Below are 26232 nucleotides of genomic sequence, written 5' to 3'. Positions count from 1 at the left end.
CGATTTACTCGCCCAGATCGAACTGCTCGGCGGCGGTCTCCATGTCCTTGTCGCCCCGGCCCGAGAGGTTGACGACGATGGTCTCGTGGTCGGTCTCCTCGGCGACCTGCCTGGCCATCGCCAGCCCGTGGGCCGTCTCCAGCGCCGGAATGATCCCCTCGGTCATCGAGAGGGTCCGGAACGCCTCCAGGGCCTCCTCGTCGGTGATGGCGCGGTACTCGGCGCGCCCGATCTCGCGGAACAGGGCGTGTTCGGGGCCGACGCCCGGATAATCGAGCCCCGCGGAGACGGAGTGGACCTCCACGTCGTCGTCGATTACCCTCGTACGCATCCCGTGGAGCACGTCCTCTTTGCCGTCGTCGAGCGGCGCAGCGTGACGGCCCGAGCCCGCACCCTCGCCGCCGCCCTCGCCGCCGTAGAAGGCCACGTCGTCGTCCCGGAACGCGTGGAACAGCCCCATGGCGTTGGAGCCGCCGCCGACGCAGGCCACGCACGCGTCTGGCAGGCCGCCGATCTGCTCGATGGCCTGCTCGCGGGCCTCCTCACCGATGACCGACTGGAACTCCCTGACCATCCGCGGGAACGGGTCGGGGCCGACGACCGATCCGACGAGGTAGTGGGTGTCGTCGATGTTCTCGACGAAGTCCTCCAGCGCTACGTCGACGGCGTCGGCCAGCCCCGCGCCGCCCTGCGTGACGGGGTTGACCTGTGCGCCCATCAACCGCATCCGGAAGACGTTCATCCGCTGGCGCTCCACGTCTTTCTCCCCCATGTAGATCTCCGTGTCCAGATCGAACAGGGCGCCGACCATCGCGGTCGCGGTGCCGTGCTGGCCGGCCCCGGTCTCGGCGATCAGCCGCTCCTTGCCGGCCTTCTTCGCCAAGAGCGCCTGCCCGACGGCGTTGTTGATCTTGTGGGCCCCGCCGTGGAGCAGGTCCTCGCGTTTCAGGTAGATCTCGGCGCCGTACTCCTCGGAGAGTCGCTCGGCGTGGTACAGCGGCGTCGGTCGCCCGGCGTAGGATTCCAGGATCGCGCGGAACTCCTCGCGGAACTCCTCTGTCTCGACGATGTCCTCGAACGCCGCCGCGAGCTGTGCGAGCGGTTCCTGCATCGGTTCGGGGACGTGCCGGCCCCCGAAGCCACCGAACTCCTCGTCTGCCTCGTCGTGTTCGCTCATGTCGGTCTCAGTGGCCCGGGAACGCACATATGTCTGACTGTTTGATACGGAGCGACGGCTACCTGCGGAATATTTACGGGCCGCTCGGCCCCAGTGCGAGTGTGGACAGAGTCGAGGTCAGCACCGTCGTCTACCTGCCGCCCGCGGAGATCTACGAGTTCCTCGAGGACTTCCCCGGCTACGCCGACTACTCGAAGTACCTCGAAGAGGTCCGCAGCGACGGCGACGGCGGTCCCGGGACACGGTACTTCCTCACCTTCGCCTGGTGGAAACTCAGCTACACCGCCCACTCGAAAGTGACCGACGTCGATCCGCCCACCCGGATCGACTGGGAGATTACGAAAGACATCGATGCAGGGGGCCGCTGGGCCGTCGAACCGATCCCGGAGGAGCGACCGGACAGTCAGGAACACGCCTGTCGCGTGCGCCTGATCGTCGAGTTCCACCCGGATTCGGCGGATTCGGGGGCCATCGACCTCCCGCGATTCGTCTCGATGGGCTGGGTGATCGAGAAGGCAAAGCCGAAGATTCAGGCCGAGGCCGAACGCGTCGTCGAACGGATCGTCGCCGACCTCGAGGGCCGCCAGCGCGAAGTCGACCTCGAAATAGAAACGGTCGATACCTCGGTGTAGGCGGTCTACTCGTCGATCTCGTAGTCGCCGCCGTACTTCATGAAGACGTAGGAGAGGCCGAGGGACGCGCTCATCACCAGCGCCGTCGCGACGCCGATGGTCTTGGCCTCGCCGGGCAGTGCGGGACCGCCACCGCCGCCGCCTGTCTCCGGCTCGACCGTCGGGTAGTCGCTCCCGACGACGACCGCGCCGAGCATCCCCTGCCCCTCGTGGGGGACACAGTAGTACTTGTAAATGCCGTCTTCCTCGAACGTGTGTTCATACTTGACGCCCGTACCACTCACAGCGGAGCCGGAGTCGAGCGGCCCCTCGTCGGAGACGACGTTGTGTCCGCCGCCTTCGCCGGTCCACTCCCACTGGACGGTCGCGCCGTTGTCGACGTGAACACCTGCGGGGCTGAACGCGAACCCGTCACCGGCACCGACCTCGACGGTCACGGTACTCTGCCCGGTCGCGTCGGTGACACTCCCGCCGTAGGTGTTTGCGTCGTCCAGATACCCGCCGAGGTCGGGGGTGCCGCCACCGCCGCCACCGCCGCCACCACCCTCGGTCCCGGTCCCCTCCGGGGTCCCGGTCCCGTTGGTCTCGGTCCCGTTAGTCGCTGTCCCGTTTGCCGTTCCGGTGCCGCCTGCCTGCGTGGTCTCCTGGGCAGCAGCTGTGCCCGTGACGCCGGCGGCCGCCGCGCCGCCCGCCGTCGCCATGAGGAAACCCCGTCGTGACACGTCCTCCGAACGGTCGCTCATGGTCGGGCGTTAGGTGGGGGTGGTAGTGAATATGTTGGTTCCGGATTCCCCGGGCCGGGGTTTCGATGCGCATTTTACGCGCGAGTCCCATGGTGGGGTATGGAAGAGGAACCCGGCCTGAGCGACCAGTACCGGAAAGCCAGTCCCTGGCCGATGTTCGTCGCACTCGGGTTCGTGCTCTCTGAGGTCGGCATCATCGTCGGCATCTTCGCCATCGCCGTCGGCGGCCTGTTGCTGTTCGGCGGGAGCGTCGCCGGCATCCTCAAAGAGTCCGAATACGTCGACACGCTCTGGGGCTCGTTGCTGGCCTTCGGCGGTGTCCTGGCAGTGATCGGCGTCGGCCTCGTCGGCTGGCGCGTCGGCGTCGACCCCGGCGTTCTGGTCGACGTGATCGTCGCACCCGGAGACTACGGGCAACTCGTCCCGCGCGCACTCGCGGTGGCAGTCGCCGGGCTCATCCTGCTGGCTGCCGGGGGGACCGTCCAGGCGCTCGAACGGAACGTCGAGCCTCGATAGTCGATCTGATCCCGACCGTCACGACGGCGCGGCGATTCCGACAACCTATTTATCGTCGTCGCAAAACTGGCTGGTATGCTCCCGAGCACGTTCGACCGTGAAACCATCCTCGACCTCACGGTCAACATGATCCCGCTTGGCATCCTGATGTTTTTCATCGTGGCCTTCGGGCTGTTCAACCCCTTCGGCTGGAACAACGTCATCTCGTCGCTCCAGTTCGGCATCCTGATCGCCGCGTTCGTCCTGCTGACCATCCTGACCTACTACGCCGGCAAAGCCGTCTCCGAGGCCGAGGCCGAGATGGAAGGCGACGAGGACCACACCGCCTGAGACGACTCTCCCGGCCGTCCGTCGCCGGTCTCTCTTTGTCAGTCGGTACCATCGGTAGCCGTTGCCATCGAAATAGCGTGGACCGCCGCGTCGTCCCCGGACGAACACGTTCCTGTGGGATTCAAAGGGAATCTTTCTTTAGCCCCCAGTTCCGAACGTCGAGTATCAATGGCTGCAGAACAGCTCGCACTAACGGTGCTGATGGGCGTGTTCCTCGTCGCCGTAATCGCGCTTCTGACGCGCATCGAGGACTGGCGCTCGTATACGCCACTCGCCGGCGGCGGCGCGATCGGCGAGGAGGCTAGCTACGGGCACGACGAAAAGCCCGGCGGAATCGTGCGGTGGCTCACCTCCGTCGACCACAAGGACATCGGACTGCTGTACGGTACCTACGGGGTGCTCGCGTTCGCGGTCGGTGGCATCATGGCCTTCCTCATCCGGATGCAGCTCATCACTCCGGCCGGGGCCGCCATCGAGAACGGGTTCTACAACGCCATCCTGACCAGTCACGGGATCACGATGCTGTTCCTGTTCGGGACGCCGATCATCGCGGCGTTCTCGAACTACTTCATCCCGCTTCTGATCGGGGCCGACGACATGGCGTTCCCGCGGATCAACGCCATCGCGTTCTGGCTGCTCCCACCCGGTGCGTTGCTCGTCTGGGGCGGGTTCCTCATCCCCGGTGTCGGGACCGCACAGACCTCCTGGACGATGTACCCGCCGCTGTCGGTCGAACAGGCCCAGGTCGGTGCCGACCTGATGATGCTCGGCCTGCACCTGACGGGTGTCTCGGCGACGATGGGTGCGATCAACTTCATCGCGACCATCTTCACCGAACGCAGTGAGGACGTCAACTGGGCGAACCTCGACATCTTCTCGTGGACCATCCTCACCCAGTCGGCGCTGATCCTGTTCGCCTTCCCGCTGCTTGGCAGTGCGATCATCATGCTGCTTCTGGACCGGAACTTCGCCACGACCTTCTTCGCCGTCGATGGCGGTGGGACGATGCTGTGGCAACACCTGTTCTGGTTCTTCGGCCACCCCGAAGTGTACATCCTCGTGCTCCCGCCGATGGGACTCGTGAGTTACATCCTCCCCCGCTTCGCGGGCCGGAAGCTGTTCGGGTTCAAGTTCGTCGTCTACTCCACGCTGGCCATCGGAGTCCTCTCCTTCGGCGTGTGGGCTCACCACATGTTCACGACCGGGATGGACCCGCGGCTGCGGGCCAGCTTCATGGCCGTCTCGCTCGCGATCGCGATACCGAGCGCGGTGAAGACCTTCAACTGGATCACGACGATGTGGAACGGGAAGCTCCGCCTGGCGGCCCCGATGCTGTTCTGTATCGGGTTCATCTCGAACTTCATCCTGGGCGGCGTCACCGGCGTGTTCCTCGCGTCGATTCCCGTCGACAAGGTCCTGCACGACACCTACTACGTGGTGGGCCACTTCCACTACATCGTGATGGGTGCCATCGGCTTCGCCGTCTTCGCGGGCGTCTACTACTGGTTCCCGATCTTCACGGGTCGGATGTACCAGCGGACGCTGGCGAAGTGGCATTTCTGGCTGTCGATGATCGGCACCAACATCACCTTCTTCGCCATGCTGGCGCTTGGTTATCTGGGCATGCCCCGGCGGTACGCGACCTACGAGTTCGACTCGGCCATCGCGCCGCTGGCGACGACCACGACCTTCCACCAGCTGGCCTCCGTGGGCGCGTTCATCCTGCTGGTCGGCCAGATCATCTTCGTCTGGAACCTCGTCCAGTCCTGGCTCGAAGGCCCGAAGGTCGGCCCGGACCCCTGGAACCTCAAGGAGGAAGTTCCGGAACTGTTCGGCCGCGAGTTCACCTGGCACGAGAACCGCCTCGAAACCAGGATCGCGACCGACGGTGGTCCCGCGAACGAAGCGAGTGGGGCCTCGTCGGAGGGCACCTCCGACGGTGGCGAGGGTGACGAAGACGTTGCCACGGACGGTGGCGAACCAGTCGACGACGCCGACGACGCGACCGCCGAACGGACCGACGACTGACGACGCACTCGTTTTTTCCGCCCGCTGTCGCCGTTCGCACGCGCGACATGGAAAGCGATTTAGCCGGCCTGTGGCTACCCGTGCCCAATGAGTCTGTCCGATCAGGACCACGATCTCGTCACCGCGGAACTCGGCCGCGAGCCGACGCCGGCCGAGGCCGCGCTCTTCGAGAACCTCTGGAGCGAACACTGCGCGTACCGCTCCTCCCGACCGCTGCTCTCTGCCTTCGAGTCCGAGAGCGAAGACGTCGTCGTCGGCCCCGGGGACGACGCGGCCGTCGTCGCTCTTCCCGATGGCGACGGCGGAACCAGCGAGACCTACATCACGCTGGGCATCGAGAGCCACAACCACCCCTCCTACGTCGACCCGTTCGACGGCGCGGCGACCGGCGTCGGGGGCATCGTCCGGGACACCCTCTCGATGGGTGCCTACCCAATCGCGCTGGCTGATTCGCTGTACTTCGGCGGCTTCGACCGCGAACACTCCCGCTATCTCTTCGAGGGCGTCGTCGAAGGCATCTCCCACTACGGCAACTGCATCGGCGTCCCCACGGTCGCGGGAAGCGTCGCCTTCCACGACGACTACGAGGGCAATCCGCTGGTGAACGTCTCCTGTATCGGGCTGATCGACGACCCCGACCGGCTGGTCACCGCCGAAGCGCAGGAGCCGGGCAACAAGATCGTCCTCGTCGGCAACGCGACCGGGCGGGACGGCCTCGGCGGTGCTTCCTTCGCCAGCGAGGACCTCGCGGAGGACGCCGAGACCGAGGACCGCCCGGCGGTGCAGGTCGGTGACCCCTACACGGAGAAACTCCTGATCGAGGCCAACGAGGCGCTGATCGACGAGGGGCTGATCGAGTCGGCCCGCGACCTCGGCGCGGCGGGGCTGGGCGGCGCGACGAGCGAACTCGTCGCCAAGGGTGGTCTCGGGGCCCACATCGAACTCGAACGGGTCCACCAGCGCGAGCCCAACATGAACGCCCTGGAGATCCTGCTCGCCGAGTCCCAGGAACGGATGGCCTACGAGGTGAAACCCGAGAACGTGGATCGAGTCGCCGAGATCGCAGAACGCTACGATCTCGGGTGCTCCGTCATCGGCGAGGTGACCGACGGCAACTACGTCTGCGAGTTCGAGGGCGAAACCGTGGTCGACGCGTCGGCCGAGTTCCTCGGCGAGGGCGCGCCGTTCAACGATCTCGATTCGGTCGAGCCCTCCCAGCCCGAGCGGGACCTCCCGGAACCGGCCCTCGACGACGCCTTCGAGGCCGTCGTCGGGAGCCCGAACACGGCCTCCAAGCGGTGGGTCTATCGGCAGTACGACCACGAGGTGCAGGTCCGAACCGCGACGCCGCCGGGCGACGACGCGGCGATCCTGGCGATCCGGAGCGCCGAGACGGGACTGGCCTACTCCGCCGGAGCCGACCCCAACTGGACGGACGCCGCGCCCTACGACGGCGCGCGGGCGGTCGCGCTGGAGAACGCCACCAACGTCGCCGCGAAGGGTGCGATCCCCCTCGCCGCCGTCGACTGCCTCAACGGCGGCAACCCCGAGAAACCCGACGTGTACGGCGGATTCGAAGGCATCGTCGACGGAGTGGCCGACATGTGCGCGGAACTCGACGTGCCAGTGGTCGGCGGCAACGTCTCACTCTATAACGACTCGAACACGGGACCGATCCCGCCGACGCCGACGCTCGCGCTCGTCGGGACCAAGGACGGCTACGAGGCACCACCTGCCGCGCTCGCCGGTGATGGCGAGATTCTCGTCGTCAACGACCGGGCGCTGTCGGGCGAGGCCGAACCCCGACTGGGCGGGTCGGAGTACCTCGCCCAGCACGGCGGGAGTGACCGGTTCCCCGAACTCCCCGACGACCGCGCCGCGTTCGTCGAGACCCTCGCCGACGTGGCGGATCACGAGGCGACCCGCGCGGTCCACGACGCCAGCCACGGCGGCCTCGCGGTGACGCTCGCCGAGATGGTGACCGACGACGCGGGCGCGGACGTGGCGCTCGAGGGCGACGCCGACGCCGCCGAACTCCTGTTCCACGAACAGCCGGGTCGGGTCGTGATCGAGACAGAGGACGCCGACGCCGTCGAAGCGGCCTTCGAGGGAATCGCGCCCGTCGAGCGCGTCGGCTCCGCCGACGATTCGGGCGCGCTGTCGCTGACGGCGAACGACGAGACGCTCCACTACGGGGCCGACGTGATCGGCGACCTGCGGTCGATCATCGAGCGCGAACTGGCGTAATCAGTTCTCGTCTTCCTCGTCGGGCCAGTACTCCACTTCCGCGTCAGTTGGATAGTACCCCTCGAAAGTGCGCTCGTCGCGCCCGCCGGGCGGGGACCCGACGTAGACGCCGAACTTCTCCATCTCGGGGTAGATCGTCACGTCCGGTTCGTTCATCGTCGAGACCGCCAGATAACGGAGGGTATCGTCGCCGTCGTTGACGACCCGGTGCCCGCCGGACTCGTCGGCCGGGAGCGTGACGAAGTCGCCGGCCCGGAGGTCGTGTTCGCCGTCCTCGGCACGAAGCAGCCCCTCGCCCGAGAGCACGTAGAGCGCCTCCTCGTTGGCGGTGTGGTAGTGGTAGGGCCAGGCGCGTTCGCCCTGCGGGAGTTGGTAGAGGCTACAGCCCAGATCCTCGGCGTCGACGGCCTCGCCGAGGTGCTTTCGGTGGAACGTCGCCTCCTCGTGGTCGTACTCCGTCCAGTCGAGGTCGGATTCGTTGATCTTCCGCATTCGGTCGGGCTACTCGGCTGCCTGAAAAAAGATTGGCGCTACAACAGGAACGGGATGCCGAACGTGATCGCGAGGCCGATTACGAGGACGACGATTCCGAAGCCGACCTGACTCGTCGTGAAGTCGCTCTGCGGTGCGGTGCTTCGCAGTGGCGGTTCCCCGTCGGGAATATCCGGGCTCTCGGGGTCGTACTCCGGCCGGTCCTCGTCGTGATCGTCGCTCATACGAGGACGTTGACAGTCGGATTACTTCGGTGTGTCGGATCCGCGGTCGACCGATCTAGACTCGGACCTGTGGGAATCAGACGCCTTTTGTCGGGCGGTGCCGTAGCCTCGCGCAATCAGATGACCCTCACCAAACGGATCATTCCGTGTATCGACGTGGACCTGGACGAGGAGGGCAACGCCGCGGTGTATACGGGCGTCAACTTCGAGGATCTGGAGTACACCGGCGACCCGGTCGAGATGGCCAAGAAGTACAACGAGGCCGGAGCGGACGAGTTCGTCTTCCTCGACATCACCGCCTCCGCCGAGGGCCGAGAGACCATGCTGGACGTGGTCGAGTCCATCGCCGACGAGGTGTTCATCCCCCTCACCGTCGGCGGCGGCATCCGCACCCGCGAGGACGTCAAGGAGACTCTGCGAGCGGGGGCGGACAAGGTGTCGATCAACACCGGTGCGCTACAGCGGCCGGAACTCATCGAGGAGGGCGCGGCGGCCTTCGGCAGCCAGTGCATCGTCATTAGCGTCGACGCCCGCCGCCGCTTCGACGAGCAGGGTGACCACTACGTCGAGGTCGACGGCGAATCCTGCTGGTTCGAGTGCACGGTGAAAGGCGGTCGCGAGGGGACCGATATCGACGTGATCTCGTGGGCCGAGGAGGCCGAGGAGCGCGGCGCGGGCGAACTGTTCGTCAACTCTATCGACGCCGACGGGACCAAGGACGGGTACGATATCCCACTCACCAAGGCCGTCTGTGACACCGTCTCGACGCCGGTAATCGCCTCCTCGGGCTGTGGCGGCCCCGAGGACATGTACGAGGTGTTCACCGACGCCGGCGCGGACGCCGGGCTGGCGGCCTCGATCTTCCACTTCGGAGAGTATTCGATTCAGGAGACCAAGGAATATCTGGACGAGCGCGGTGTGCCGGTGCGGTTATAAGAGGCGTCGTACCGCGAGCGCGAAGCGCGAGCGGCTTTTTCCCCAAGTTTTTGCCGCGAGTGGTGCGCAAAGCGCACCCGAGCGGGAAAAAGTGGAAACGGGGTATCTGGACGAGCGCGGTGTGCCGGTGCGGTTATAAGAGGCGTCGTACCGCGAGCGCGAAGCGCGAGCGGCTTTTTCCCCAAGTTTTTGCCGCGAGTGGTGCGCAAAGCGCACCCGAGCGGGAAAAGGGGACCGACAGTAAATTGTGTACTGCATGCGTAACACAGACGTATGTCAGAAACTGATTCGGGTGGGAACGACGACCCGGAGACGACGACGCTGACTCTCCGTGTGACGGAGCAATTCCTGAAAGACGTCGATGCAGCGTGGAAAGAGGAGGGCTACACCTCCCGAAGCGAGTTTCTCCGGCACGCGATTCGTGATGCGGTCGAACACCCGGGTGCGTCGCGGGCGATGTTGGCCGACATCGCGGCTTCGGAGTACGCGATGCGGAAGGGTGAGGGTGAGACGTACGGCCGGGACGAGGTCGTGGCGATGATCGATGACGACGAGTGACGACTGGACGTGGGAATTCCGAGAGCGGGCCAAGGACGCTTTCGAGGGTTTAGAGACTGACACGCAACGTCGTATCGTCTCGAAATTAGACGAGATCGTGTCCGACGAGTGGCGGACACCGGACGAGTACGTAGAGCCGTTAACGGGCGCTCCGCACGGGAAGATACGCGTGGGAGACCACCGGCTCGGGGCACGGACTGACCGTGAAACGGAAACGTTGCTAATTTTCTCGATAGAGCATCGTTCGGGCGCGTACGAACCGGGCGACGATTGATCTGGCCGGTGAACGGGTTCCGGTCTGACTCACGATGCTCCGCGACTTGGAAAAGGCAAAGTTCCGGTGCCCGAATCAGGGCGTATGAAAGCGACCGCGAAGGCACATCCGATCGAGGGGTTGGTGAAGTACCACGGGATGCGCGACGAGGAGTTGCGCCAGCCGTACCACGACTCGATCAGCGTCTGTACGGCACCGAGTCACACGAAGACGACCGTCGAGTTCGAACCCGACAGCCACGAGGACGTGTTCCTGATCGACGGCGAGGAAGTCGAGGGCCGGGGCCGCGAGCGGATAGAGAACGTCGTCGATCACGTCCGCGAACTGGCGGACGTCGACCACGCCGTGCGGTTCGAGTCGGCGAACGACTTCCCGACGAACATCGGCTTCGGGTCGTCGTCGTCGGGCTTCGCCGCCGCCGCGCGGGCGCTGGTGGGCGCGACCGATCTCGACATGACGCTGCCGGACATCTCGACGGTCGCGCGCCGTGGGTCGGCGTCGGCCGCGCGGGCGGTGACGGGGGCGTTCTCACATCTCCGGACCGGCAAGAACGACGTCGATTGTCGCTCCGAGCGGATCGAGACCTCACTGGAGGACGACCTCCGGATCATCGGTGCGGAAGTCCCGGCCTACAAGGAGACCGAGGAAGCGCACCGTGAGGCCGCCGAGAGCCACATGTTCGAGGCCCGGATGGCCCACATCCACGGCCAGATCGCGGAGATGCGCGACGCGCTGCTGGCGGGCGATTTCGACCGCACCTTCGAACTCGCCGAACACGACTCCCTGTCGCTGGCCGCGACGACGATGACCGGTCCGTCCGGGTGGGTCTACTGGCAGCCCCGAACCATCGAGGTGTTCAACACCGTTCGGGAACTCCGCGAGGAGGACGTCCCGGTCTACTTCTCGGTCGACACCGGCGCGAGCGTCTACGTCAACACGACCGCCGACCACGTGGATCGCGTGGAGGGTGCCATCGCGGACTGCGGCGTGAACACGCGCGTCTGGGAGGTCGGCGGCCCCGCACAGCTACTCGACGAGAGCGAAGCGCTGTTCTGAGTCGCTGCGGTCGCACTCTTTCCGGGGGCGGGCTTTACCCGTCGGGCGGCCCAACTGACCGGTGATGAAGGTCGCAGTTCTGGGGGCCGGCTACGCAGGGTTGACGCTCGCTCGACGGCTGGAGAAGCGACTGCCGCCCGAGGCGAACCTGGTCGTCGTCGACGAGCGCGCGGACCACCTGGTACAGCACGAACTCCACCGCGCGATCCGTCGGCCGTCCATCGCCGACGACATCACGGTTCCCCTCGACGAGTGCTTGGAGCGCGCCGAGATCAGACAGGCGAGGGTCACCGACGTCGACGCTGAGGCGGGCGTCGCGACGCTGGACGGCGACGAAGAACTCGATTACGACGTGGGGGCGGTCTGTCTCGGGGCGGAGACGGCCTTCTACGACCTGCCGGGCGTCGAGGACCACGCGACGCCGCTGAAACGCCTCGGTGACGCCGAGCGGATCCGGGCGGACGTACTCGATGCCTTCGACGCCGGCGACGCACGGATCGTCGTCGGCGGTGCCGGACTCTCTGGCGTCCAGGTCGCCGGCGAACTCGCCGCGCTGGCTCGTGAGCAGGACGCTACGCACAGCGTCGAGATTACGTTGCTCGAACAGGAGGAGGCCGTCGCGCCGAACTTCCCCGAGCGGTTCCAGCGGGCCGTCGACGAACAGCTCCGCGACCGCGGGATCACGGTGCGGACCGACGCGGCCGTCGAAGCGGCCGACGCGGGGACGATCACGCTCGAAGACGGGACGGAACTTCCCTACGACGAGTTCGTCTGGACCGGGGGCATCCGCGGTCCGGACGCGCTGGCTGGTGAGCGCCCGCTGGTACGAAGTCGACTCCAGTTGTCAGGCGATACGTTCGTCCTCGGCGACGCCGCGCGCGTCGTCGACTCGGACGGCGAGGCCGTCCCCGCCAGCGCGCAGGCGGCCATCCGCGAGGCTCGCGTCGCCGCGGACAACGTCGAGCGGCTGATCGACCACCGCCTCGGGGCCGGTGATGGGAGGTTCGAACCGCGACTCGAGGACTTCCGGTTCGACTCGCCGGGCTGGCTGGTCAGCGTCGGCGACGGCGCGGTCGCACAGGTCGGTGGGACCGTCCTGACCGGCGCGGCCGCGCTCGCGCTCAAGACGACCGTCGGCGTCGGCTACCTGACGTCGGTCGGGGCCGTCCGCGAAGCGGTCGGACTCGTGGGGGAGGAACTGGCTCTGGACAGCGATCCGGAGAGTGACGACGGCGACGCCGAGAATTAAGAGGAGTTCAGTGCGAGGTCGGGCGTCGTCCAGACGATGAAGTCGTCCTCGTCCTCGCGGTTGATGATGCCGTTGATGTGCTCGTCGTCCTCGTCGGGTGACTCGTTGACCTCCTCGTCAGTGACGGGCGTGACCTGCCGTACTTCGTCGACGACCCAGCCGAGGTGGCCCTGCTCGTCCATCTCCTCCGAGTCGAAGACGACGATGAGGTCGCCCCGCCCCTCGTCGTCGACGGCGAGTGCGTCCTTCGGGTTGATGATGGCGGTCACCTGCCCGCGCAGGTCGACCACGCCCTCGACGTAGGACGGCGAGTTGGGGACCCGGGTCATGTTCTCCAGTTCGACGATCTCCTCGATGTACTCGATGTCGAGGCAGAACCGCTCCTCGCCGAGTTCGAACTCCAGGACGCGCGTGCGGTCGCCGGCGTGGGTCGCGCGCCTGCCCGCGGCCGCTGCTCGCGCCGCGGCGACGGTCCCTTCCGCGTTCAGCATCGACTGGTCGTCGTCCTCGGTGACCGTCGTCGCCTGGTCCGGGATGGCGAAACCGCCGCTCCCCGACAGTGCGTCGACGGCCTCGGCGGCGTCCGACGAGGACACCGACTCCGCGACGCCCGACTCCGTCGTCGCTCGCTCGACCCCCTCGTTTGCCGCGGTGTCCGCTTCAGCCGTCTCGCCGTTGTCGCGGTCCTCGCCGTCGTCCCCGGTGGGTTCTTCGAACTCGAATCCGCTCGTCTCGACGCCGCTTTCCTCGTCCGCAGTGCCATCGAATTCGTCGCCGTCGTCCGCTCCGGGGTTCCGGTCTGTGTCGGACTCGTCGTCGGCTGGGGCCGTTTCGACAGTCTCGTCGATCGTCGGCGTCGAGTCGTCCGCCGCCTGCGTTTCGTCGGCCACGGCGTCGTCTTCCTCGGTTTCGGCCTCGCCACCGTCGGCGGTCGCGTCGGCCCCATCCTCCTCGTCGTCTTTCGCAGGTGTGCGGCGTCGTCCTTCGCGCATCTCTCGAATGCGGTTCGCCCGTTCCATTCGGTCGTTGGTATCCTCGTCGGTCATTGTGGTATCTCCTCTGTGAAGCCGAACTGTCTGTCGAGGTCGGCGGCGATCTCAAGGAAGCGGTCGGCCATGTCCACCGTCGAGTCGTAGGCGAACAGCGACTGCCCGCTTGAGAAGGCCCGCTGGAGCGCGACCCGCTTGCGGACGGACCAGACCGGCACGTCCTCGAACACGGCCTCCAGCCAGTCGAGCATCTCGGCGTCCTCGTTGGTCGATTCGACCCGGTTGGCGACGACGCCGACCTCCCGGACGCTCTTTCCCGTCCGATCTTCCAGCGCCGCGATCTGGTCGAACAGGAGTTCGATGGCCCGTTCGGAGGTCGCCTCGGTCAGCGCCGGGATCAGGACGTTGCCCGTCGCGTAGATCGCGGTGTCGGTCAACTGCCCGTAGAAGGGCGGCGAGTCGACGACGACGTAGTCGTACCCCGAGAGCCGGTCGAGCACCTTCTCCAGCCCGTCCAGCGCCGTCTCCCCGGTGATCGTCTCCGGCCCGACGTTGATCGTCAGCGGTTCCAGCACCGCGGGATCGACGTCGAGCGCCGGATCGGCGTCGAGTTTCGCCATCACGCTGGCCATCGTTAGCTCGTGTTCGGCCTGCAACATGTCGATGTTGCTCGGCAACACGTCCATCTCGTCGTGGGGGCGGATCAGGTCGTGAACCGCCGACCGCTGGTCCGGGTCCGTCAGGACGTCGAACAGCGTGGGCGGTGTCGCGTCGTAGGCCTCGACCAGCCCGAGCCCCTCCGTGGCGTTGCCCTGCGGGTCGAGGTCGACGAACAGCACGTCCCGCCCCCGCTCGTTGAGCGCGCCCGCGACGTTGATGGCTACCGTCGTCTTTCCCGTCCCGCCCTTGGCGTTCGTCACACAGAGCGTCGCGGGACGGTCGTTCCCGTGCATCGCTACTACCGGTGTTCGGTCACCGCTCCTTATAAAAATCCGCTCCCGATTCTCAATTGTTGTACCGTCAGTCGAACCGCGCGACCGGCCCGTCGTCGGTATCTTCCACTGTGGCACCCAGCGCTTCGAGTTCGTCGCGCAACTCGTCGGCGCGCTCGTAGTTGCCCGCCTCGCGCTCTTCCTCCCGGACCGAGAGGATCAGGTCCGCGAGTTCCTGTGCGACGCGAACGTCGCCGCCGCTTTCACCACCGAAGTCCAGGCCGAGGACGCCCTCGCCCAGGTCCTCGAAGGCCTCGATGGCCCGGCGCAGGCCGACGTAGTCGTACTCCTCGTGACCGTCGACGTGGCGGTTGACCGCGCCGGCCAGATCCAGCAGCGCCGTCGTCGCCTCGCGGGTGTTGAAGTCGTCGTTCATCGCTTCGGTGAACGCCTCGCGGACCTCGGCGACCGTCTCCCGGAGCGCGTCGTCCTCCACCGTGGTGTGGGCGTCGACGCTGTCGGCAGCTTCGACGGCCCGTCGGTGGCCGGTCTCCAGGCGCTCCCAGCGTTCCTCTGCTTCGGCCACGGTATCGGCGCTGTAGGTCGCCTTGCTGTGGTAGGCCGTCGAGAGCAGGAAGGTCCGGGCGACGTTCGGGCCGTGCTCGCCGACGAACTCCGCGACCGTCGAGAAGTTCCCCAGCGAGGAGGACATCTTCTCGTCTTTCGTTTCGAGGAGGCCGACGTGGAGCCAGTAGCGGGCGAACTGCTGGCCGGTCGCGGCCTCGCTCTGGGCGACTTCGTTCTCGTGGTGGGGGAAGACCAGATCCTGCCCGCCGACGTGGATGTCGATGGTTTCGTCGAGGTGGGTCGTACTCATCGCCGAGCACTCGATGTGCCAGCCGGGTCGTCCCTCGCCCCACGGCGAGTCCCACGTCTGTGCGGTCTCACAGGCCTCCTCCGCTGGGGCGGCCCCCTCGTGCTGGTGGTCGGCGATGTCCGCGGGGTCGACGCCGCCGGCCTTCCAGAGGGCGAAGTCCGCGGGGTTGCGCTTCTCCGAGCGCTCGTCGGGGTCGCCCTGCGAATCGAGTTCCTCGACGTCCTGATTCGAGAGTTTCCCGTAGTCCTCGAAGGCGGTCACGTCGAAGTAGACCGAGCCGTCGACCTCGTACGCGTAGCCCCGGTCCAGCAGGGTCTCCACGAGGTCGATGATCTGAGGGACGTGTTCGGAGACCCGCGGGTAGACCTCCGCGCGCAGGAGGTTCAAAGAGCGCATGTCCCGGATCACCTGCTGGACGTAGGTGCGGGCCACCTCGGCCTCGCTCGCCCCGTCCTCGCCGACGCGCGCGACGATCTTCTCGTTCACGTCGGTGAAGTTCTCGACGTGGCGCACGTCGTAGCCGAGGTGTTCGAGCCACCGGTGCATCACGTCGACGTGGACCCAGCCCCGGGCGTGTCCCAGGTGGGCCGGGTCGGAGGTCGTCAGGCCACAGTAGTAGAGCAGCACCGAATCGGGGTCCCGTGGCTCGAACGCCTCGCGCTCGCCGGTGAGCGTGTTCGTCACGCGAAGGGTCATTACCGGAATGGAGCGCGGGGGACGGTTTCAATGCGTCGGAAAACCACTGCCTGCCCTCAGTCGGCCGTCGCTGGCGTCGTGCCGAGCGCTCTCTCGACCGCCCTGACGGCGTCGGCCCCGGCCCGCCGCTCGACCACGACCAACAGCGCATCACCGGCGACGCCAGCGGCTGTCAGCGCCACCTCCTCGGCCCGGAGGTGGTCCAGGACGTGGGCGAGCGCCGTTGCGTCCACCTCACCGGAGGCCAGGATGCCCGTCAGGTCCCCCTCACCGGGCACGAGCGCAGTGTCACCGATCGTCAGGAGGGCTTCTGCGGGGTCGCCCTCGCCCAGCCCGCTCTCCATGCTGACCCGCGCGTCGGTTCCGCCCTGCGCGTACTCGGGCAAATCCTCGGCGTAGCGACGGAGGGCGGCGACGACCGCCTCGTGGTCGTCAGTCCCGAGATCGAGAAATCGTGCGGCGGCGGTGTAATTGACGACGCCCGCTCGCAGCCCGTCGTAGAGGAACGGATGGCTGCGGACGGCCTCGCGCGTGCGGGATGCCAGCGACATACCGCTGCTGGCGCTCGCGGCGAGTAAAAACGCCCCGGCTCGACGGGGTATTAAAACGCCCATATCTTTGCGGCAGTTCAGCTATTCACATGGGAACAAATATCACGGACGTGTCGGGAGGTACCCGACTCGCACTCACCATGCCGGAAACCACGATTCCGAACTGCGCGGAGCACTGTCCGTTCAAGCAATCGGTCAGCGGGGCCTGCGATCACGATCTCGAACAGTCGCTGGTCCAGGAGTTCCTCGACAATCCTGGGCAGGGGTGTCCGTTCGGACCGGAGTGACCGCCCGACGGTTTCGACGTATCGGACCGACGAAGCGACCGCGAGCGGGACATCCGAACCTCTAAGACTCGTCTGGCCCTAGCCCCAGATATGCAAGCGCTGGTCATCGCGGCCCACGGCTCACACCTCAACGCCGAGTCGAGCACGCCGACGTTCGACCACGCCGACACGATCCGGCGGTCGGGCGCGTTCGACGAGGTCCGCGAGAGCTTCTGGAAGGAGGAACCCCACTTCCGGGAAGCCCTCCGGACGCTCGAATCCGACGAGGTGTATCTGGTGCCGCTGTTCGTCAGCGAGGGGTACTTCACCGAGCAGGTGATCCCGCGGGAGTTCCGACTGGACGAGTGGGACGTCGAGCAGTGGGACTCGGACGGTACCGGCGCGACCCACACCACGCTGACGGCGACGGACACGGGCCAGACCGTCCACTACTGCGGCCCGGTCGGCACCCACGACGCGATGAGCGACGTGATCGTCCAGCGCGCCGAGTCGGTCACCGGCGACCCCGAGGTCGGCGACGGCTTTGGCCTCGCCGTCGTCGGCCACGGCACCGAGCGCAACGAGAACTCGGCGAAGGCCATCGAGTACCACGCCGACAACATCCGGTCCCGGGACCGCTTCGACGAGGTCAAAGCGCTCTACATGGACGAAGATCCCGAAGTCGACGACGTGACGGACTTCTTCTCCGCTACGGACGTGGTGGTCGTCCCCCTCTTCATCGCCGACGGCTACCACACGCAGGAGGACATCCCCGAGGACATGGGCCTGACCGACGACTACCGCAAAGGGTGGGACACGCCCGCGGAGGTCGACGGCCACCGGATCTGGTACTCCGGGGCGGTCGGCACCGAACCGCTGCTGGCCGACGTGGTTCTCGAACGCGCGGCCGACGCCGGGGCGGACGTGCGCGAGGCCATCGAGCGGGTCCGCGAGGAGACCGGGGGCGGGCGGGTTACCGCGGACGATTGAGGCGTTCTGGAGGGTCACCCGGTGGACCGGACCGTTTTCAGGGTTGGAAAGTGACTGTGGGCTTTTAACCCCTGCTGGTACGATGCTCGATTCGTGAGTGAGGATTGGGAGCTGGCCGAGGTCCTCGACCTGCTCAGCGACGAGTACGCCCGCTCAATCCTCGCGGCAACGAGTGTCGAACCCATGTCCGCCAAACAGCTCTCCGAACAGTGCAACGCGTCCCTCCCGACGGTCTACCGACGGATCGAGTGGCTCCAGGAGTACGAGCTGATCGAGGAACGCACGAAAGTCGAACTGAGCGGCAACCACCACAAGGTGTACTCGGCGACTCTCGACGAGTTCTCGATGGACTTAGAGGACGGCGGCTACGAGGCCACCATCGAACGGACCTCGCGGGCCGAATTCCCCGGCGAGGACGCCGAGGACACCGCCGACCGGTTCACCAAAATGTGGGAGAACCTATAATGATCGACCAACTCGCGTACTGGACGATATTCGCCCTCTCGGCCGGGTCGGTTCTGGTCGGGAGCTACATCGGCTACCAGGCCTACCGCGGGTTCCGCCGCCACGACAGCCGCCCGATGCAGTACCTGTCGATCGGCCTGTTCCTGCTGACTACCGTCGCGTTCGGGCTCTCCTTCGTCGGCTCCCTGCTCCTCCAGATGCAGATCCTCCCGCCCCGGACGTTCCAGCAGCCGCTAACGCTTTTGACGCGACTGCTCCAGTTCCTCGGCGTCTTCTTCATCGCGTACTCGTTGCACAAGCGGTAGCCGGCGGACACTCGACTAGCGGACCCGGTGTGGACACGCCGGGACGACACTCACTCACAGCCGACCGAGCCGGCGATCTCGACCAGTAGCACCGGGGGGACGGCGTGACCGGACACCTGATAGTCGTACTCGCCACACTCCCACGAGGCGTAGTTCGTGTAGCCGGTACTCACGTTCACCTGGTGGCCGGCCACCTGCGTCGACCAGTCGGGCGTCGGCGGGTAGAAATACCCCCGGTTCTTCGAGACGGAGATCTCCATGCTCGCGTTGACGTACTTCAGCCCGATGCCCGTGAGTCGCTGGCTCTCGGTCCTCGAAGCGTACGCGAGGCGGAAGGTCGGCGGGAGGTCCGGTTCCGGAACCGAGATATTGGTCGTCCGTCGGAGTGCCGGCGTCGACGCGTAGAAATCCCGTCGTGGCGTGTCCTCCCGCTCGACCGAGACGTTCGCGTCCGGGTCGAACCGGAAGGTCGACTCGTCGAGTCCCGGGTCGAAGGTGACGTTCTCGTAGCGCACCGTCAGGGCGTGGCGCTCCCCGTCGGCCCGCCACTCCGTGTGGCGCTTCAGCGGGAAGAACCGCTCGGCGTCGACCCAGAGGGTCTGCCGGTAGCCACCGACCCGGGAGTCGTTCCGTGCGGTGATCTCCAGGACGTAGACCGTCCGGCCGTCGAGGGTGTCGGTCCCGTTGTAACTGACGGCGAAGGCCGCCGCCCCGATCTCGTCGAGGTCGCCGGTGGCCTGCCCGTCCGGTGCGCCGCCATTCTGCGGGACGGCCGGCAGCGGATCGATCCCGGGCGTCGGCGTCGCGGCGGTCCGGTCCGTCTCTCCGGTCACGTTCAGCCGGGAGAACAGTCGTTCGATGCGTTCTCCCTGGCTGTCGGCCGACTCGGTCGGGTTACTCAGGCGAAGCCGCTCGACGGCCCCGGAGGACCGGTTTCGCCACCACATCATGGAGCCGTTGGACACGGTCAGGTCGTGTCGGCGGTGCTGTCCGGAGAGCAGTTCCCGGCGGAACCGATCTGTGCCTGGTCGCATGGAGACGCGTAGCACCGACCGCCTGACCTCGTCGCCTTCCCTGTTGATCGTGGTCCGGGTCGCGTTGAGCCCCTCGATCGTCGCGTACCGCTCCGATGCGTTCGCACCGATCTGCTGTGTCGCGTTTTCGGCGGGGCTGACCGACGACCAGACCCCGACGAGGAGCACGCCGACGACGAGCACTACCAGACAGGCTCCGACGAGGACCTGTCTGGTGGTAGCGGTACCGCGGGACATCTGCGTGTGTGACTAGACGTGAAGACCAAGTGATAGTCGTTTCGAGACGCGCGGCGCTCACTCACACCGGATCGATTCGGCGACCGTGACCAGTAGCGGCTTCGAGACGAACCGCCCGGCGACGCTGTAGCGGTGTCCCGAACAGCTCCACGTGACGGTCCGGGTCGACCCGCTCCGGAGGTACCGCCCCGTCCGGTTCCCGATCCGTATCTCCCGACCGACGTCGGTCCCGTTGGTCCAGTTGGCAGTCGCCTCGAAGTTCGGCTGGAACGTGACCCGGAGCCGTGACGTCTCGTTGCGATAGACCAGCGTAACACCCTGGTACTCGCTCACGTCCGTGACCCGTCCGCTCGCGAACGTGAAGTCCGGGGGTACCGTGGGGTTCGGCACGTCGACCGGGGCGTTCGCGGCCGTCGCCTCGCGGGTCTCGTACCGGTCACTGCTCCCCACCGTGGGTTCGGTGACCGTGGCGTTCTCCGGCGGGTCGAAGGTGAACGTCCCGGGCTCGAAGCCGTCGGTGTACGTCAGGTTGCGGTACGTGACGACCGAGACCGTCCGGTCGTCCGGCGGCCCGAACTCGGTACGCTGTTGGACCACGAAGAACGTCTCGGCGTCGATCCACAGCGTCCGCGTGTAGTTCGTGAACCCCGACGCCGACGCGTCGTCGTCCGGTTTCGGCCTGATCTCGAGGACGTAGGCCGTCCGGCCCGCGACGCGTTCGGCTCGGTCGAGCGACACCCCGAACTCGCCCGAGGGGGCGCCCGGCGGTCCGACGCTTCCGGCGACGCTCGCTCCGGGAACCGGTGTGAGTCCGGGCGACGGGCCGGTTCCATCGTCGTCGGGCGTCGTTCGCGTCCGGTTCAGCCGGGCGAACAGCTGTTCGATCCCCTCGTACTGTCCACGGGTGTCGACGGCGCCGACTCCCTCTGTCCGGGTCACGTTGTTTGCGTCGCGGTCGTAGCTCCACGTCACGGACCCGTTCGAGACCGTCAGGTCGTTACCCTGGTCCGTGAACGTGCCGTTCGCCGACTCGTAGCGGGCCTTTCCGGTGCCCGGTATCGTCCGCATCCGCTGGGCGAACCGGACTCGCCCGTCGCCGTCGGTCACGTTCGACCCGTTACCGTCGTCGAACAGGTTGGTGACGTTCATCGTCACCGTCGCCCGGACGCCGTCGAGGGACAGGACCCGTTCGGCGGCGTTCTCGCCGAGGTTCGGTGTGACCAGTGCCGCGTTCTCGGGCGGTTCGTACGCGAAGGTGTCGTCTTCGAGTCCGGGCTCGAAGGTCACGTTCCGGTACTCGACGGTCGTGGTGACCGGCTCGCCGTCGTCGATCCACTCGGTCCGGTACTTCAGCGGGGCGAACCACTCGGCGTCGACCCACAGCGTCTGTGAGACGTTGGTCTTCGCCCCCTCTCGCGGACGCACGTGGAGGACGTGCACCTCGCGACCGGACACCGTCGCGGTGCCGTCGTAGGTCACCGCGAACTGTCCGTCGCTACGGTTGGTCGCGGGCGCGTCGGGCGTGTCGGGAGCGTGGGGCACGGCCGGCAGCGGCGAGACACCCGGCGTCCGCTCGTCGGCTGCGGTTTCGGTCCCGCCGGACTCGGTCGCCCGGTCGAACAGGGCTTCGATGCGCTCCCCGCGGGTTCGCAGTCGCTCGCCCAATGCGCTGGCGTCGGTTCGGCTCACCAGTCGCGTTTCGGGGTCGTAAGACCACTTCGTCGAGCCGTTCGCGACGACGACGGTGTCGTTCGCCGTCGTGTTCCCGGCCGGTCCCAGCCTGACCTGTCCCGTCCCGGGGCGCATGGCCATCGCTCGGACCGTCCGATTCCGTTCGTCGCCGCGTTCGACCGTCGTTTCGACCGTCGCCGTCATCCCGTCGAGGTCGGCGTAGCGGTCCGACGCATTGTGTCCGACGGGCGGCGACGCCTCTCCGTCGGTCGTCAACAGTCCGACGGCACCGACGCCTGCGGCGACCGCGAGGACGCCGACGACGAGGGCGACCGTCGTGGTGGAGGGCTTCTCGATCGACATCGTACAGTAGACCGACACGATACGGGGGCCAAATAGTTTCGGTCCGTCGACAGCTGTCGGCAGGGGTCCGGCCGGACGTGGCGGAGTCGACACGGGGTCAGGAAACGGCGGCGTCCGCGGGCGAGGAAGCCGACGCGGAACGCCGGTGGATCGAACGGGCAGGGCCGAAGCGTGGAGGGCCGAAGCATGGTCACGGGAACCGCTGACAGGGGGCAACCATCACCGTCAGCGTGAGACCATGCACCTCTCTCTATATTCCCCTGCATAAAAAAGGGGGAATCGACGTTTCCGCCCCGGAAGTTCGGCCAAAAATATAAATACGAGAAACAATTCTCCGCCCGATCGGGACGGAACGACGGAGTTTATTCGACTGGCAGCCCTCGCTTCGTGTATGAGCGAGACGGCGGTACGCCGGCTACGGGAAGCCGCGAGCGAGGACGGCGTCGACTGTGACGGCCTCCGGGTGACGGCGACGGGGGCTGGCTATCGCTTCCGGACACCCGACCTCGACCGCGAGGGTCTCTCCGAGTCGGAACTGGAAACGGTCGCCACCGACAACCGTGCCTACGTCACAAACTGGGACTTCTGGACCACCGTCGCGCCCGACTCGCCCGCCGACCGGGCGTTCCTGCGCTGGCTCGAAGGTGCCGACGACCGGTCGGTGCCCGAGCGCTACGAGCGACTGGCCGACGGGATCGTCACGGAGTGGGGCCAGTTACGACTCGCCGTCGATCGCGAGGACGACGGCGGCCGCCGATACGAGGTCCGACACGTCGACGACGCCGACGCCCCGGCCGACGATCTGGAACGCCACGACGACCCACTGGACGCGCGGGCGGTTGCGAAACACGACGAGCGCGATCGGTACCGGCCGCTGAAGACCGCGCCGACGCTCCGGTCGGGCTGGGTGTTCCCTGACCTCGACCCCCGGGAACTGGTCAGCACGGTCGATTTCTTCTACCCGGCGACGGTCGTCAACTGGCATCGCGAGCGCGAGGGCGACCTCGACGTGGACCACTGGCGGGAGACGATGGGCCGCCAGTCTGGCATCTACGGCGTCATCGAGACCTGGGACCGGGGCGAGGGACACGATCACGTGAACTGGGTCGCCGAGGCCTGCTGTGACGACTCCCAGTGTCTCAAGCGCCGCGAGTGGGAGTACGACGACGAGACCGACCTCGACGTGGACGGCGGCGACGGTGAATTTCCGTGCCGGGAACCGTGTTCGCTCGTCGTCTCCGCCGCGCGCCAGTGGACGAAACTCGAAGGCGAGCAGTCACGGACCTACGAGTTCGAGTTGACGCCCAGCGAGAAAGAACAGATCGAAGCGATCGTCGACGCCGTCGCCGAGGGCCGCGCCGACGAGATCCGCGAGGCCGACGTGTACGACGACGCCAACCGCTATCGCGCCCGCTACCTCCGGGCGAAACTGTTCGACGACGACGGGAACCTCGGCGGCGTCGAAACGGAGGACTAGCGAACGAGCAGGTAGCCGGCCAGCAGGACCGCGACGAAGACGACGACCGCGCCCGCGGCGACCAGCCCGCTCTCGAAGACCGTCGCGGCTCCGACGGCGACCGCGACGGCCATCGTACCGAGTGCCAGAACCGGCAGTTCGGGACGGTCGGTGAGGATCGATTCCGTCGACGCGCCGTCCGTGTCACCGTCGGCGTCGCCGTCGCGCTCGCCACCGCCGGGCTCCGCGAGGCTCTCGTCGACCTCGACGGTCCCGGTGTCGTCGGGTTCGGTCAACTCCACGTCGACCCACCGGGTCGTCGCCCCGTAGCCCGCCGAGAGTTTGATCTTCCCGTGGACCGGCTCGTGTTCGTGGACGCTCACCGGAATCGCCTGCGTGCTGTTTGCCTCGACGTAGTGGTTGGTCTCGTCGAGGGAGGCGACGGCCGAGAGGTTCTCGTCGAGGTGGACGTGGACCCGGCCCGCGTTCCCGTGGTTCCGTACCCTGATGACGAACGAATCGTCGGTCTCGATGGCGGCCGGAACCGAGAGCGAGTTGCGCTCCCGGCGGTTCACGTCGACGTATAACTCGTCGGGCACACGGACATCTCCGCGTGGCGGGGAGAAAAAGGTTCAGTCTAGGCCGGGGACTCCTCGCGCATGTCCGGCGGCAGCAGGTTCGGGATCCCGTCCTCGATAGGGTACTCTTCGCCGCACTCTGTACAGACCAGTCGCCCCTCCATGATCTCGTCGTCGTCCCGTCGGATGACCTCCAGGTCGAGTTCGTGCTTGTCGAGTGGACAGCAGATGATGTCCATCAGATCCTCGCGCATACCCACACCTCCGGCCGGCCCGGGCAAAAACGTGCCGAACCGACGCACGCCCCACCGGACCACCCATATAAATCTAGTCCCGAACGTATTCGGGAAGTACAGGCTCTCTACCGACGGTTTTCGGCAGTCTTTTGGCTATCCCACGGCTCGGTTCGAACGTGAAGGCCGAGACTCTCTACGACCGGTTGGGCGGATCGGACGGTATCGAGACAGTCGTCGACGAGTTCTACGACCGGATGCTCGACGACGAACGGATGCAACCCTTCTTCGAGGACGTGGACATGGAGCGCCAGCGACGCCACCAGGCGCTTTTCATCAGTCAGGTGGCCGGCGGCCCCGCGGAGTACAGCGGGGAGAACATGCGCGCGGCCCACCGGAATCTGGGTCTCACCCACGAGGACTTCGAGACCGTCGTCACCCACCTCCGGGCGAGTCTGGACGCCTGTGGGGTCGACGAGGCCGACGCTGCCGACGTGATCGAAGCGGTGCGGGGACTCGAAGACGACGTGCTCTGCCGGTAAAACTGCGCTTCTAGAACGGGCGCTCTCGGACGATCGTCTGGGAGCGACCCGGACCGACGCCGACCGCGTAGATCGGCGTGTCGAGTTCGTCGCTCACGTAGTCCAGATACGCGCGTGCGTTCTCGTGGAGCGCGTCGTACCCCTCGCTGGCGACCGCGGCCCAGTCCTGCTCGGGCCAGCCCTCGAAGGACTGCAGGTTCACCTCGCAGTCGGCCCACTGCTCGGTGGTCGCCGGCATCGTTTCCAGCGTCTCGCCGTCCAGTTCGTAGGTGTGGCCGACCTGCAACTCGTCGAGGCCGGCGAGGGTGTCGACGTGGTTGACGGCGAGGCCGGTGAATCCGGACGCACGGGTCGCGTGGCGGAGCATCGGCATGTCGAGCCAGCCGACCCGGCGGGGCCGCCCGGTGACGGTCCCGTACTCGTCGCCCTCCTCGCGGATGTAGGTGGCCAGTTCCTCGTTTTCGCCTTCGCCCTGTTCCTCGTAGCCCGGCGTGTCACCCTCGACGCCGCCGAGTTCGGTCGGCATCGGACCGCTCCCGACGCGGGTCAGGTAGGCCTTGACGATGCCGACGACCTCGCCGTCGCCGACGACGCCAGGTGCGAGTCCGGTCCCGGTACACGCGCCGCCAGCGGTCGGGTTCGAGGAGGTGACGAACGGGTAGTTCCCGTGGTCGATGTCGATGATCGTCCCCTGGGCGCCTTCGAGGATGACGTTCTGCCCGTCGTCGATGGCACTGTCGAGGAAGTTCCCGGCGTTGACGGTCATGTCTTCGGTCTCCAGTCGGCGACCGAACTCGCGGAACTCCTCGTAGAGCGCCTCGACGTCGAAGGCATCGGGGTCGTCCAGGTCCGTCAGGTCCAGCCCGTACACGTCCTCGACCAGCGCTTTCTTCTGGGGGACGACGTACTCCAGACGGTCCCGGAGCACCTCGGAGTCGAGCAGGTCGCCCACGCGGACGCCGCGGCGACCGGCCTTGTCCTCGTAGGTGGGGCCGATGCCGCGGCCGGTGGTACCGACCTCGTCGTCGGTCTCGCTCTTTACCTCCTCCTCGATTCCGTCCAGCACTCTGTGGTAGGGGAGAATGACGTGGGCGCGTCGGGCGACCCGCACGTCGGGGTCGAGTCCGCGCTCTCTGAGCGCGTCGAGTTCGTCGAACAGCGTTCGCGGGTTGACGACACAGCCGTTGCCGAGGACGCCCACCTTCCCGCGGACGGCCCCGCTCGGGACGAGCGACAGCTTGTACTCCTCGTCCCCTTCGACGACGGTGTGGCCGGCGTTGTCGCCGCCCTGGTAGCGGACGACGACGTCGGCGGCGTCGCCGTATAGGTCGACGATGCCGCCTTTGCCCTCGTCGCCCAGCTGGGACCCAACGATAGTTACGGTCATGGCCGAGGTTTCTGCCGGTCCCGATAAACAGGTTACGGTCCCCTCGCAATCGGCCACTGGACACGCGACGGCCGCCCGGTCCGACACCGCGTGCCGTGTGGTATCATACAAAGATTTAAACGCGTACCCGCCGAACACGTAATTTGAGGCTGCTCTTTAAGTATGCCGGACAGCAACCTTTAAAACCTGCGAACACAA

29 protein-coding genes are annotated in these 26232 nt (G+C 66.8%); 16 read left to right on the top strand and 13 right to left on the bottom strand.

What is annotated here, in order from left to right; genetic code table 11:
* Positions 1-4: 4 nt before the first annotated feature.
* The gene (gene trpB / locus BV210_RS02975) at positions 5-1177 is read right to left on the bottom strand and encodes a tryptophan synthase subunit beta (RefSeq protein ID WP_077205208.1); all 1173 of its coding nucleotides are present in this window, start codon (positions 1175-1177) and stop codon (positions 5-7) included.
* Between the two features lie 101 nt (positions 1178-1278).
* On the opposite strand from trpB, the gene BV210_RS02970 reads away from it, so the two are divergent.
* Positions 1279-1809, top strand: a complete 531-nt coding sequence (locus BV210_RS02970; protein WP_077205207.1) for a type II toxin-antitoxin system RatA family toxin — start codon at positions 1279-1281, stop codon at positions 1807-1809.
* 5 nt (positions 1810-1814) lie between these two features.
* Here BV210_RS02970 and BV210_RS02965 read toward each other — a convergent pair whose 3' ends face one another.
* The gene (locus tag BV210_RS02965) at positions 1815-2552 is read right to left on the bottom strand and encodes a halocyanin domain-containing protein (protein ID WP_077205206.1); all 738 of its coding nucleotides are present in this window, start codon (positions 2550-2552) and stop codon (positions 1815-1817) included.
* A 99-nt stretch (positions 2553-2651) separates the two neighbouring features.
* Between BV210_RS02965 and BV210_RS02960 the strand changes: the two genes are divergently transcribed.
* The 4 genes from BV210_RS02960 (at position 2652) to purL (ending at position 7673) form a co-directional block, all read left to right on the top strand.
* Positions 2652-3068 carry a hypothetical protein gene (locus tag BV210_RS02960; protein ID WP_077205205.1) on the top strand — a complete coding sequence of 139 codons (417 nt, stop codon included), beginning with the start codon at positions 2652-2654 and terminating at the stop codon, positions 3066-3068.
* A gap of 75 nt (positions 3069-3143) precedes the next feature.
* Complete coding sequence (locus BV210_RS02955; protein ID WP_077205204.1) at positions 3144-3398, top strand: DUF6684 family protein; 255 nt, start codon at positions 3144-3146, stop codon at positions 3396-3398.
* A gap of 168 nt (positions 3399-3566) precedes the next feature.
* Complete coding sequence (locus BV210_RS02950) at positions 3567-5426, top strand: cytochrome c oxidase subunit I (RefSeq protein ID WP_077205203.1); 1860 nt, start codon at positions 3567-3569, stop codon at positions 5424-5426.
* Positions 5427-5513: 87 nt separating this feature from the next.
* Complete coding sequence (gene purL / locus BV210_RS02945; RefSeq protein ID WP_077205202.1) at positions 5514-7673, top strand: phosphoribosylformylglycinamidine synthase subunit PurL; 2160 nt, start codon at positions 5514-5516, stop codon at positions 7671-7673.
* Here the strand turns inward: purL and BV210_RS02940 are convergent, their stop codons facing one another.
* Both BV210_RS02940 and BV210_RS02935 read right to left on the bottom strand, forming a co-directional pair.
* Positions 7674-8165 carry a cupin domain-containing protein gene (locus BV210_RS02940; RefSeq protein ID WP_077205201.1) on the bottom strand — a complete coding sequence of 164 codons (492 nt, stop codon included), beginning with the start codon at positions 8163-8165 and terminating at the stop codon, positions 7674-7676.
* A gap of 38 nt (positions 8166-8203) precedes the next feature.
* A complete protein-coding gene (locus BV210_RS02935; protein WP_077205200.1) occupies positions 8204-8389 on the bottom strand; it encodes a hypothetical protein in 186 nt (61 codons plus the stop codon).
* A 120-nt stretch (positions 8390-8509) separates the two neighbouring features.
* Between BV210_RS02935 and hisF the strand changes: the two genes are divergently transcribed.
* The 5 genes from hisF (at position 8510) to BV210_RS02910 (ending at position 12462) form a co-directional block, all read left to right on the top strand.
* On the top strand, positions 8510-9325 hold the full coding sequence (gene hisF / locus BV210_RS02930) for an imidazole glycerol phosphate synthase subunit HisF (protein ID WP_077205199.1): 816 nt from the start codon (positions 8510-8512) through the stop codon (positions 9323-9325).
* Positions 9326-9598: 273 nt separating this feature from the next.
* The gene (locus BV210_RS02925; RefSeq protein ID WP_077205198.1) at positions 9599-9883 is read left to right on the top strand and encodes a ribbon-helix-helix domain-containing protein; all 285 of its coding nucleotides are present in this window, start codon (positions 9599-9601) and stop codon (positions 9881-9883) included.
* The gene (locus BV210_RS02920) at positions 9870-10157 is read left to right on the top strand and encodes a type II toxin-antitoxin system RelE/ParE family toxin (protein ID WP_077205197.1); all 288 of its coding nucleotides are present in this window, start codon (positions 9870-9872) and stop codon (positions 10155-10157) included. Before BV210_RS02925 ends, BV210_RS02920 begins: the two co-directional genes overlap by 14 nt.
* Before the next feature lie 84 nt (positions 10158-10241).
* Complete coding sequence (gene mvaD, locus BV210_RS02915; protein ID WP_077205196.1) at positions 10242-11213, top strand: phosphomevalonate decarboxylase MvaD; 972 nt, start codon at positions 10242-10244, stop codon at positions 11211-11213.
* A gap of 64 nt (positions 11214-11277) precedes the next feature.
* On the top strand, positions 11278-12462 hold the full coding sequence (locus BV210_RS02910; protein ID WP_077205195.1) for an NAD(P)/FAD-dependent oxidoreductase: 1185 nt from the start codon (positions 11278-11280) through the stop codon (positions 12460-12462).
* On the opposite strand, the gene BV210_RS02905 is transcribed toward BV210_RS02910, so the two are convergent.
* The 4 genes from BV210_RS02905 to BV210_RS02890 form a co-directional block, all read right to left on the bottom strand.
* Entirely contained in the window at positions 12459-13508 is a 1050-nt protein-coding gene (locus BV210_RS02905; protein ID WP_077205194.1) for a chemotaxis protein CheW, read from the bottom strand. The two genes, BV210_RS02910 and BV210_RS02905, sit on opposite strands and share 4 nt — an antisense overlap.
* Complete coding sequence (locus BV210_RS02900; RefSeq protein WP_077205193.1) at positions 13505-14404, bottom strand: ParA family protein; 900 nt, start codon at positions 14402-14404, stop codon at positions 13505-13507. Before BV210_RS02900 ends, BV210_RS02905 begins: the two co-directional genes overlap by 4 nt.
* A 67-nt stretch (positions 14405-14471) precedes the next feature.
* Positions 14472-15956 (bottom strand): cysteine--tRNA ligase, encoded by a 1485-nt coding sequence (cysS, locus tag BV210_RS02895; RefSeq protein ID WP_077205192.1) that lies wholly within the window; start codon positions 15954-15956, stop codon positions 14472-14474.
* 56 nt (positions 15957-16012) lie between these two features.
* Complete coding sequence (locus BV210_RS02890; RefSeq protein WP_077205191.1) at positions 16013-16507, bottom strand: hypothetical protein; 495 nt, start codon at positions 16505-16507, stop codon at positions 16013-16015.
* An 89-nt stretch (positions 16508-16596) separates the two neighbouring features.
* On the opposite strand from BV210_RS02890, the gene BV210_RS02885 reads away from it, so the two are divergent.
* The 4 genes from BV210_RS02885 (at position 16597) to BV210_RS02870 (ending at position 18533) form a co-directional block, all read left to right on the top strand.
* The gene (locus tag BV210_RS02885; protein WP_077205190.1) at positions 16597-16794 is read left to right on the top strand and encodes a hypothetical protein; all 198 of its coding nucleotides are present in this window, start codon (positions 16597-16599) and stop codon (positions 16792-16794) included.
* 90 nt (positions 16795-16884) lie between these two features.
* Positions 16885-17763 carry a CbiX/SirB N-terminal domain-containing protein gene (locus tag BV210_RS02880; RefSeq protein ID WP_077205189.1) on the top strand — a complete coding sequence of 293 codons (879 nt, stop codon included), beginning with the start codon at positions 16885-16887 and terminating at the stop codon, positions 17761-17763.
* A gap of 93 nt (positions 17764-17856) precedes the next feature.
* Complete coding sequence (locus tag BV210_RS02875; RefSeq protein WP_077205188.1) at positions 17857-18228, top strand: helix-turn-helix domain-containing protein; 372 nt, start codon at positions 17857-17859, stop codon at positions 18226-18228.
* Complete coding sequence (locus tag BV210_RS02870) at positions 18228-18533, top strand: hypothetical protein (protein WP_077205187.1); 306 nt, start codon at positions 18228-18230, stop codon at positions 18531-18533. The genes BV210_RS02875 and BV210_RS02870 overlap by 1 nt, the downstream gene beginning before the upstream one ends.
* Before the next feature lie 50 nt (positions 18534-18583).
* Here BV210_RS02870 and BV210_RS02865 read toward each other — a convergent pair whose 3' ends face one another.
* A complete protein-coding gene (locus BV210_RS02865; protein WP_077205186.1) occupies positions 18584-19804 on the bottom strand; it encodes an outer membrane lipoprotein carrier protein LolA in 1221 nt (406 codons plus the stop codon).
* Positions 19805-19861: 57 nt separating this feature from the next.
* A complete protein-coding gene (locus tag BV210_RS02860; RefSeq protein ID WP_077205185.1) occupies positions 19862-21838 on the bottom strand; it encodes an outer membrane lipoprotein carrier protein LolA in 1977 nt (658 codons plus the stop codon).
* A 391-nt stretch (positions 21839-22229) separates the two neighbouring features.
* On the opposite strand from BV210_RS02860, the gene BV210_RS02855 reads away from it, so the two are divergent.
* Positions 22230-23315 carry a DR2241 family protein gene (locus BV210_RS02855; RefSeq protein ID WP_077205184.1) on the top strand — a complete coding sequence of 362 codons (1086 nt, stop codon included), beginning with the start codon at positions 22230-22232 and terminating at the stop codon, positions 23313-23315.
* On the opposite strand, the gene BV210_RS02850 is transcribed toward BV210_RS02855, so the two are convergent.
* Both BV210_RS02850 and BV210_RS02845 read right to left on the bottom strand, forming a co-directional pair.
* Positions 23312-23893, bottom strand: a complete 582-nt coding sequence (locus BV210_RS02850) for a hypothetical protein (RefSeq protein ID WP_077205183.1) — start codon at positions 23891-23893, stop codon at positions 23312-23314. The genes BV210_RS02855 and BV210_RS02850 overlap by 4 nt on opposite strands.
* A 38-nt stretch (positions 23894-23931) precedes the next feature.
* Positions 23932-24126 carry a methytransferase partner Trm112 gene (locus tag BV210_RS02845; protein WP_077205182.1) on the bottom strand — a complete coding sequence of 65 codons (195 nt, stop codon included), beginning with the start codon at positions 24124-24126 and terminating at the stop codon, positions 23932-23934.
* 158 nt (positions 24127-24284) lie between these two features.
* On the opposite strand from BV210_RS02845, the gene BV210_RS02840 reads away from it, so the two are divergent.
* The gene (locus tag BV210_RS02840) at positions 24285-24647 is read left to right on the top strand and encodes a group 1 truncated hemoglobin (RefSeq protein WP_077205181.1); all 363 of its coding nucleotides are present in this window, start codon (positions 24285-24287) and stop codon (positions 24645-24647) included.
* A gap of 10 nt (positions 24648-24657) precedes the next feature.
* Here BV210_RS02840 and BV210_RS02835 read toward each other — a convergent pair whose 3' ends face one another.
* Positions 24658-26034, bottom strand: a complete 1377-nt coding sequence (locus BV210_RS02835) for an adenylosuccinate synthase (RefSeq protein WP_077205180.1) — start codon at positions 26032-26034, stop codon at positions 24658-24660.
* Positions 26035-26232: the final 198 nt, after the last annotated feature.

It is taken from the genome of Halorientalis sp. IM1011 (assembly GCF_001989615.1).
Lineage (GTDB): Archaea > Halobacteriota > Halobacteria > Halobacteriales > Haloarculaceae > Halorientalis.
Note: the sequence above shows the minus strand (reverse complement) of the source record. Positions and strands in the feature narration are given on the sequence as shown.

What these genes read in the sequence shown, in the direction of transcription:
- BV210_RS02920 (WP_077205197.1), top strand. Translation starts at nt 9,870, where the DNA reads ATGACGACGAGTGACGACTGGACGTGGGAATTCCGAGAGCGGGCCAAG.
- trpB (WP_077205208.1), bottom strand. Translation starts at nt 1,177, where the DNA reads ATGAGCGAACACGACGAGGCAGACGAGGAGTTCGGTGGCTTCGGGGGC.
- BV210_RS02965 (WP_077205206.1), bottom strand. Translation starts at nt 2,552, where the DNA reads ATGAGCGACCGTTCGGAGGACGTGTCACGACGGGGTTTCCTCATGGCG.
- BV210_RS02835 (WP_077205180.1), bottom strand. Translation starts at nt 26,034, where the DNA reads ATGACCGTAACTATCGTTGGGTCCCAGCTGGGCGACGAGGGCAAAGGC.
- BV210_RS02955 (WP_077205204.1), top strand. Translation starts at nt 3,144, where the DNA reads ATGCTCCCGAGCACGTTCGACCGTGAAACCATCCTCGACCTCACGGTC.
- hisF (WP_077205199.1), top strand. Translation starts at nt 8,510, where the DNA reads ATGACCCTCACCAAACGGATCATTCCGTGTATCGACGTGGACCTGGAC.
- BV210_RS02925 (WP_077205198.1), top strand. Translation starts at nt 9,599, where the DNA reads ATGTCAGAAACTGATTCGGGTGGGAACGACGACCCGGAGACGACGACG.
- BV210_RS02960 (WP_077205205.1), top strand. Translation starts at nt 2,652, where the DNA reads ATGGAAGAGGAACCCGGCCTGAGCGACCAGTACCGGAAAGCCAGTCCC.
- BV210_RS02855 (WP_077205184.1), top strand. Translation starts at nt 22,230, where the DNA reads ATGAGCGAGACGGCGGTACGCCGGCTACGGGAAGCCGCGAGCGAGGAC.
- BV210_RS02865 (WP_077205186.1), bottom strand. Translation starts at nt 19,804, where the DNA reads ATGTCCCGCGGTACCGCTACCACCAGACAGGTCCTCGTCGGAGCCTGT.
- BV210_RS02910 (WP_077205195.1), top strand. Translation starts at nt 11,278, where the DNA reads ATGAAGGTCGCAGTTCTGGGGGCCGGCTACGCAGGGTTGACGCTCGCT.
- BV210_RS02870 (WP_077205187.1), top strand. Translation starts at nt 18,228, where the DNA reads ATGATCGACCAACTCGCGTACTGGACGATATTCGCCCTCTCGGCCGGG.
- BV210_RS02950 (WP_077205203.1), top strand. Translation starts at nt 3,567, where the DNA reads ATGGCTGCAGAACAGCTCGCACTAACGGTGCTGATGGGCGTGTTCCTC.
- BV210_RS02860 (WP_077205185.1), bottom strand. Translation starts at nt 21,838, where the DNA reads ATGTCGATCGAGAAGCCCTCCACCACGACGGTCGCCCTCGTCGTCGGC.
- cysS (WP_077205192.1), bottom strand. Translation starts at nt 15,956, where the DNA reads ATGACCCTTCGCGTGACGAACACGCTCACCGGCGAGCGCGAGGCGTTC.
- BV210_RS02885 (WP_077205190.1), top strand. Translation starts at nt 16,597, where the DNA reads ATGGGAACAAATATCACGGACGTGTCGGGAGGTACCCGACTCGCACTC.
- BV210_RS02940 (WP_077205201.1), bottom strand. Translation starts at nt 8,165, where the DNA reads ATGCGGAAGATCAACGAATCCGACCTCGACTGGACGGAGTACGACCAC.
- mvaD (WP_077205196.1), top strand. Translation starts at nt 10,242, where the DNA reads ATGAAAGCGACCGCGAAGGCACATCCGATCGAGGGGTTGGTGAAGTAC.
- purL (WP_077205202.1), top strand. Translation starts at nt 5,514, where the DNA reads ATGAGTCTGTCCGATCAGGACCACGATCTCGTCACCGCGGAACTCGGC.
- BV210_RS02935 (WP_077205200.1), bottom strand. Translation starts at nt 8,389, where the DNA reads ATGAGCGACGATCACGACGAGGACCGGCCGGAGTACGACCCCGAGAGC.
- BV210_RS02905 (WP_077205194.1), bottom strand. Translation starts at nt 13,508, where the DNA reads ATGACCGACGAGGATACCAACGACCGAATGGAACGGGCGAACCGCATT.
- BV210_RS02900 (WP_077205193.1), bottom strand. Translation starts at nt 14,404, where the DNA reads ATGCACGGGAACGACCGTCCCGCGACGCTCTGTGTGACGAACGCCAAG.
- BV210_RS02845 (WP_077205182.1), bottom strand. Translation starts at nt 24,126, where the DNA reads ATGCGCGAGGATCTGATGGACATCATCTGCTGTCCACTCGACAAGCAC.
- BV210_RS02890 (WP_077205191.1), bottom strand. Translation starts at nt 16,507, where the DNA reads ATGTCGCTGGCATCCCGCACGCGCGAGGCCGTCCGCAGCCATCCGTTC.
- BV210_RS02880 (WP_077205189.1), top strand. Translation starts at nt 16,885, where the DNA reads ATGCAAGCGCTGGTCATCGCGGCCCACGGCTCACACCTCAACGCCGAG.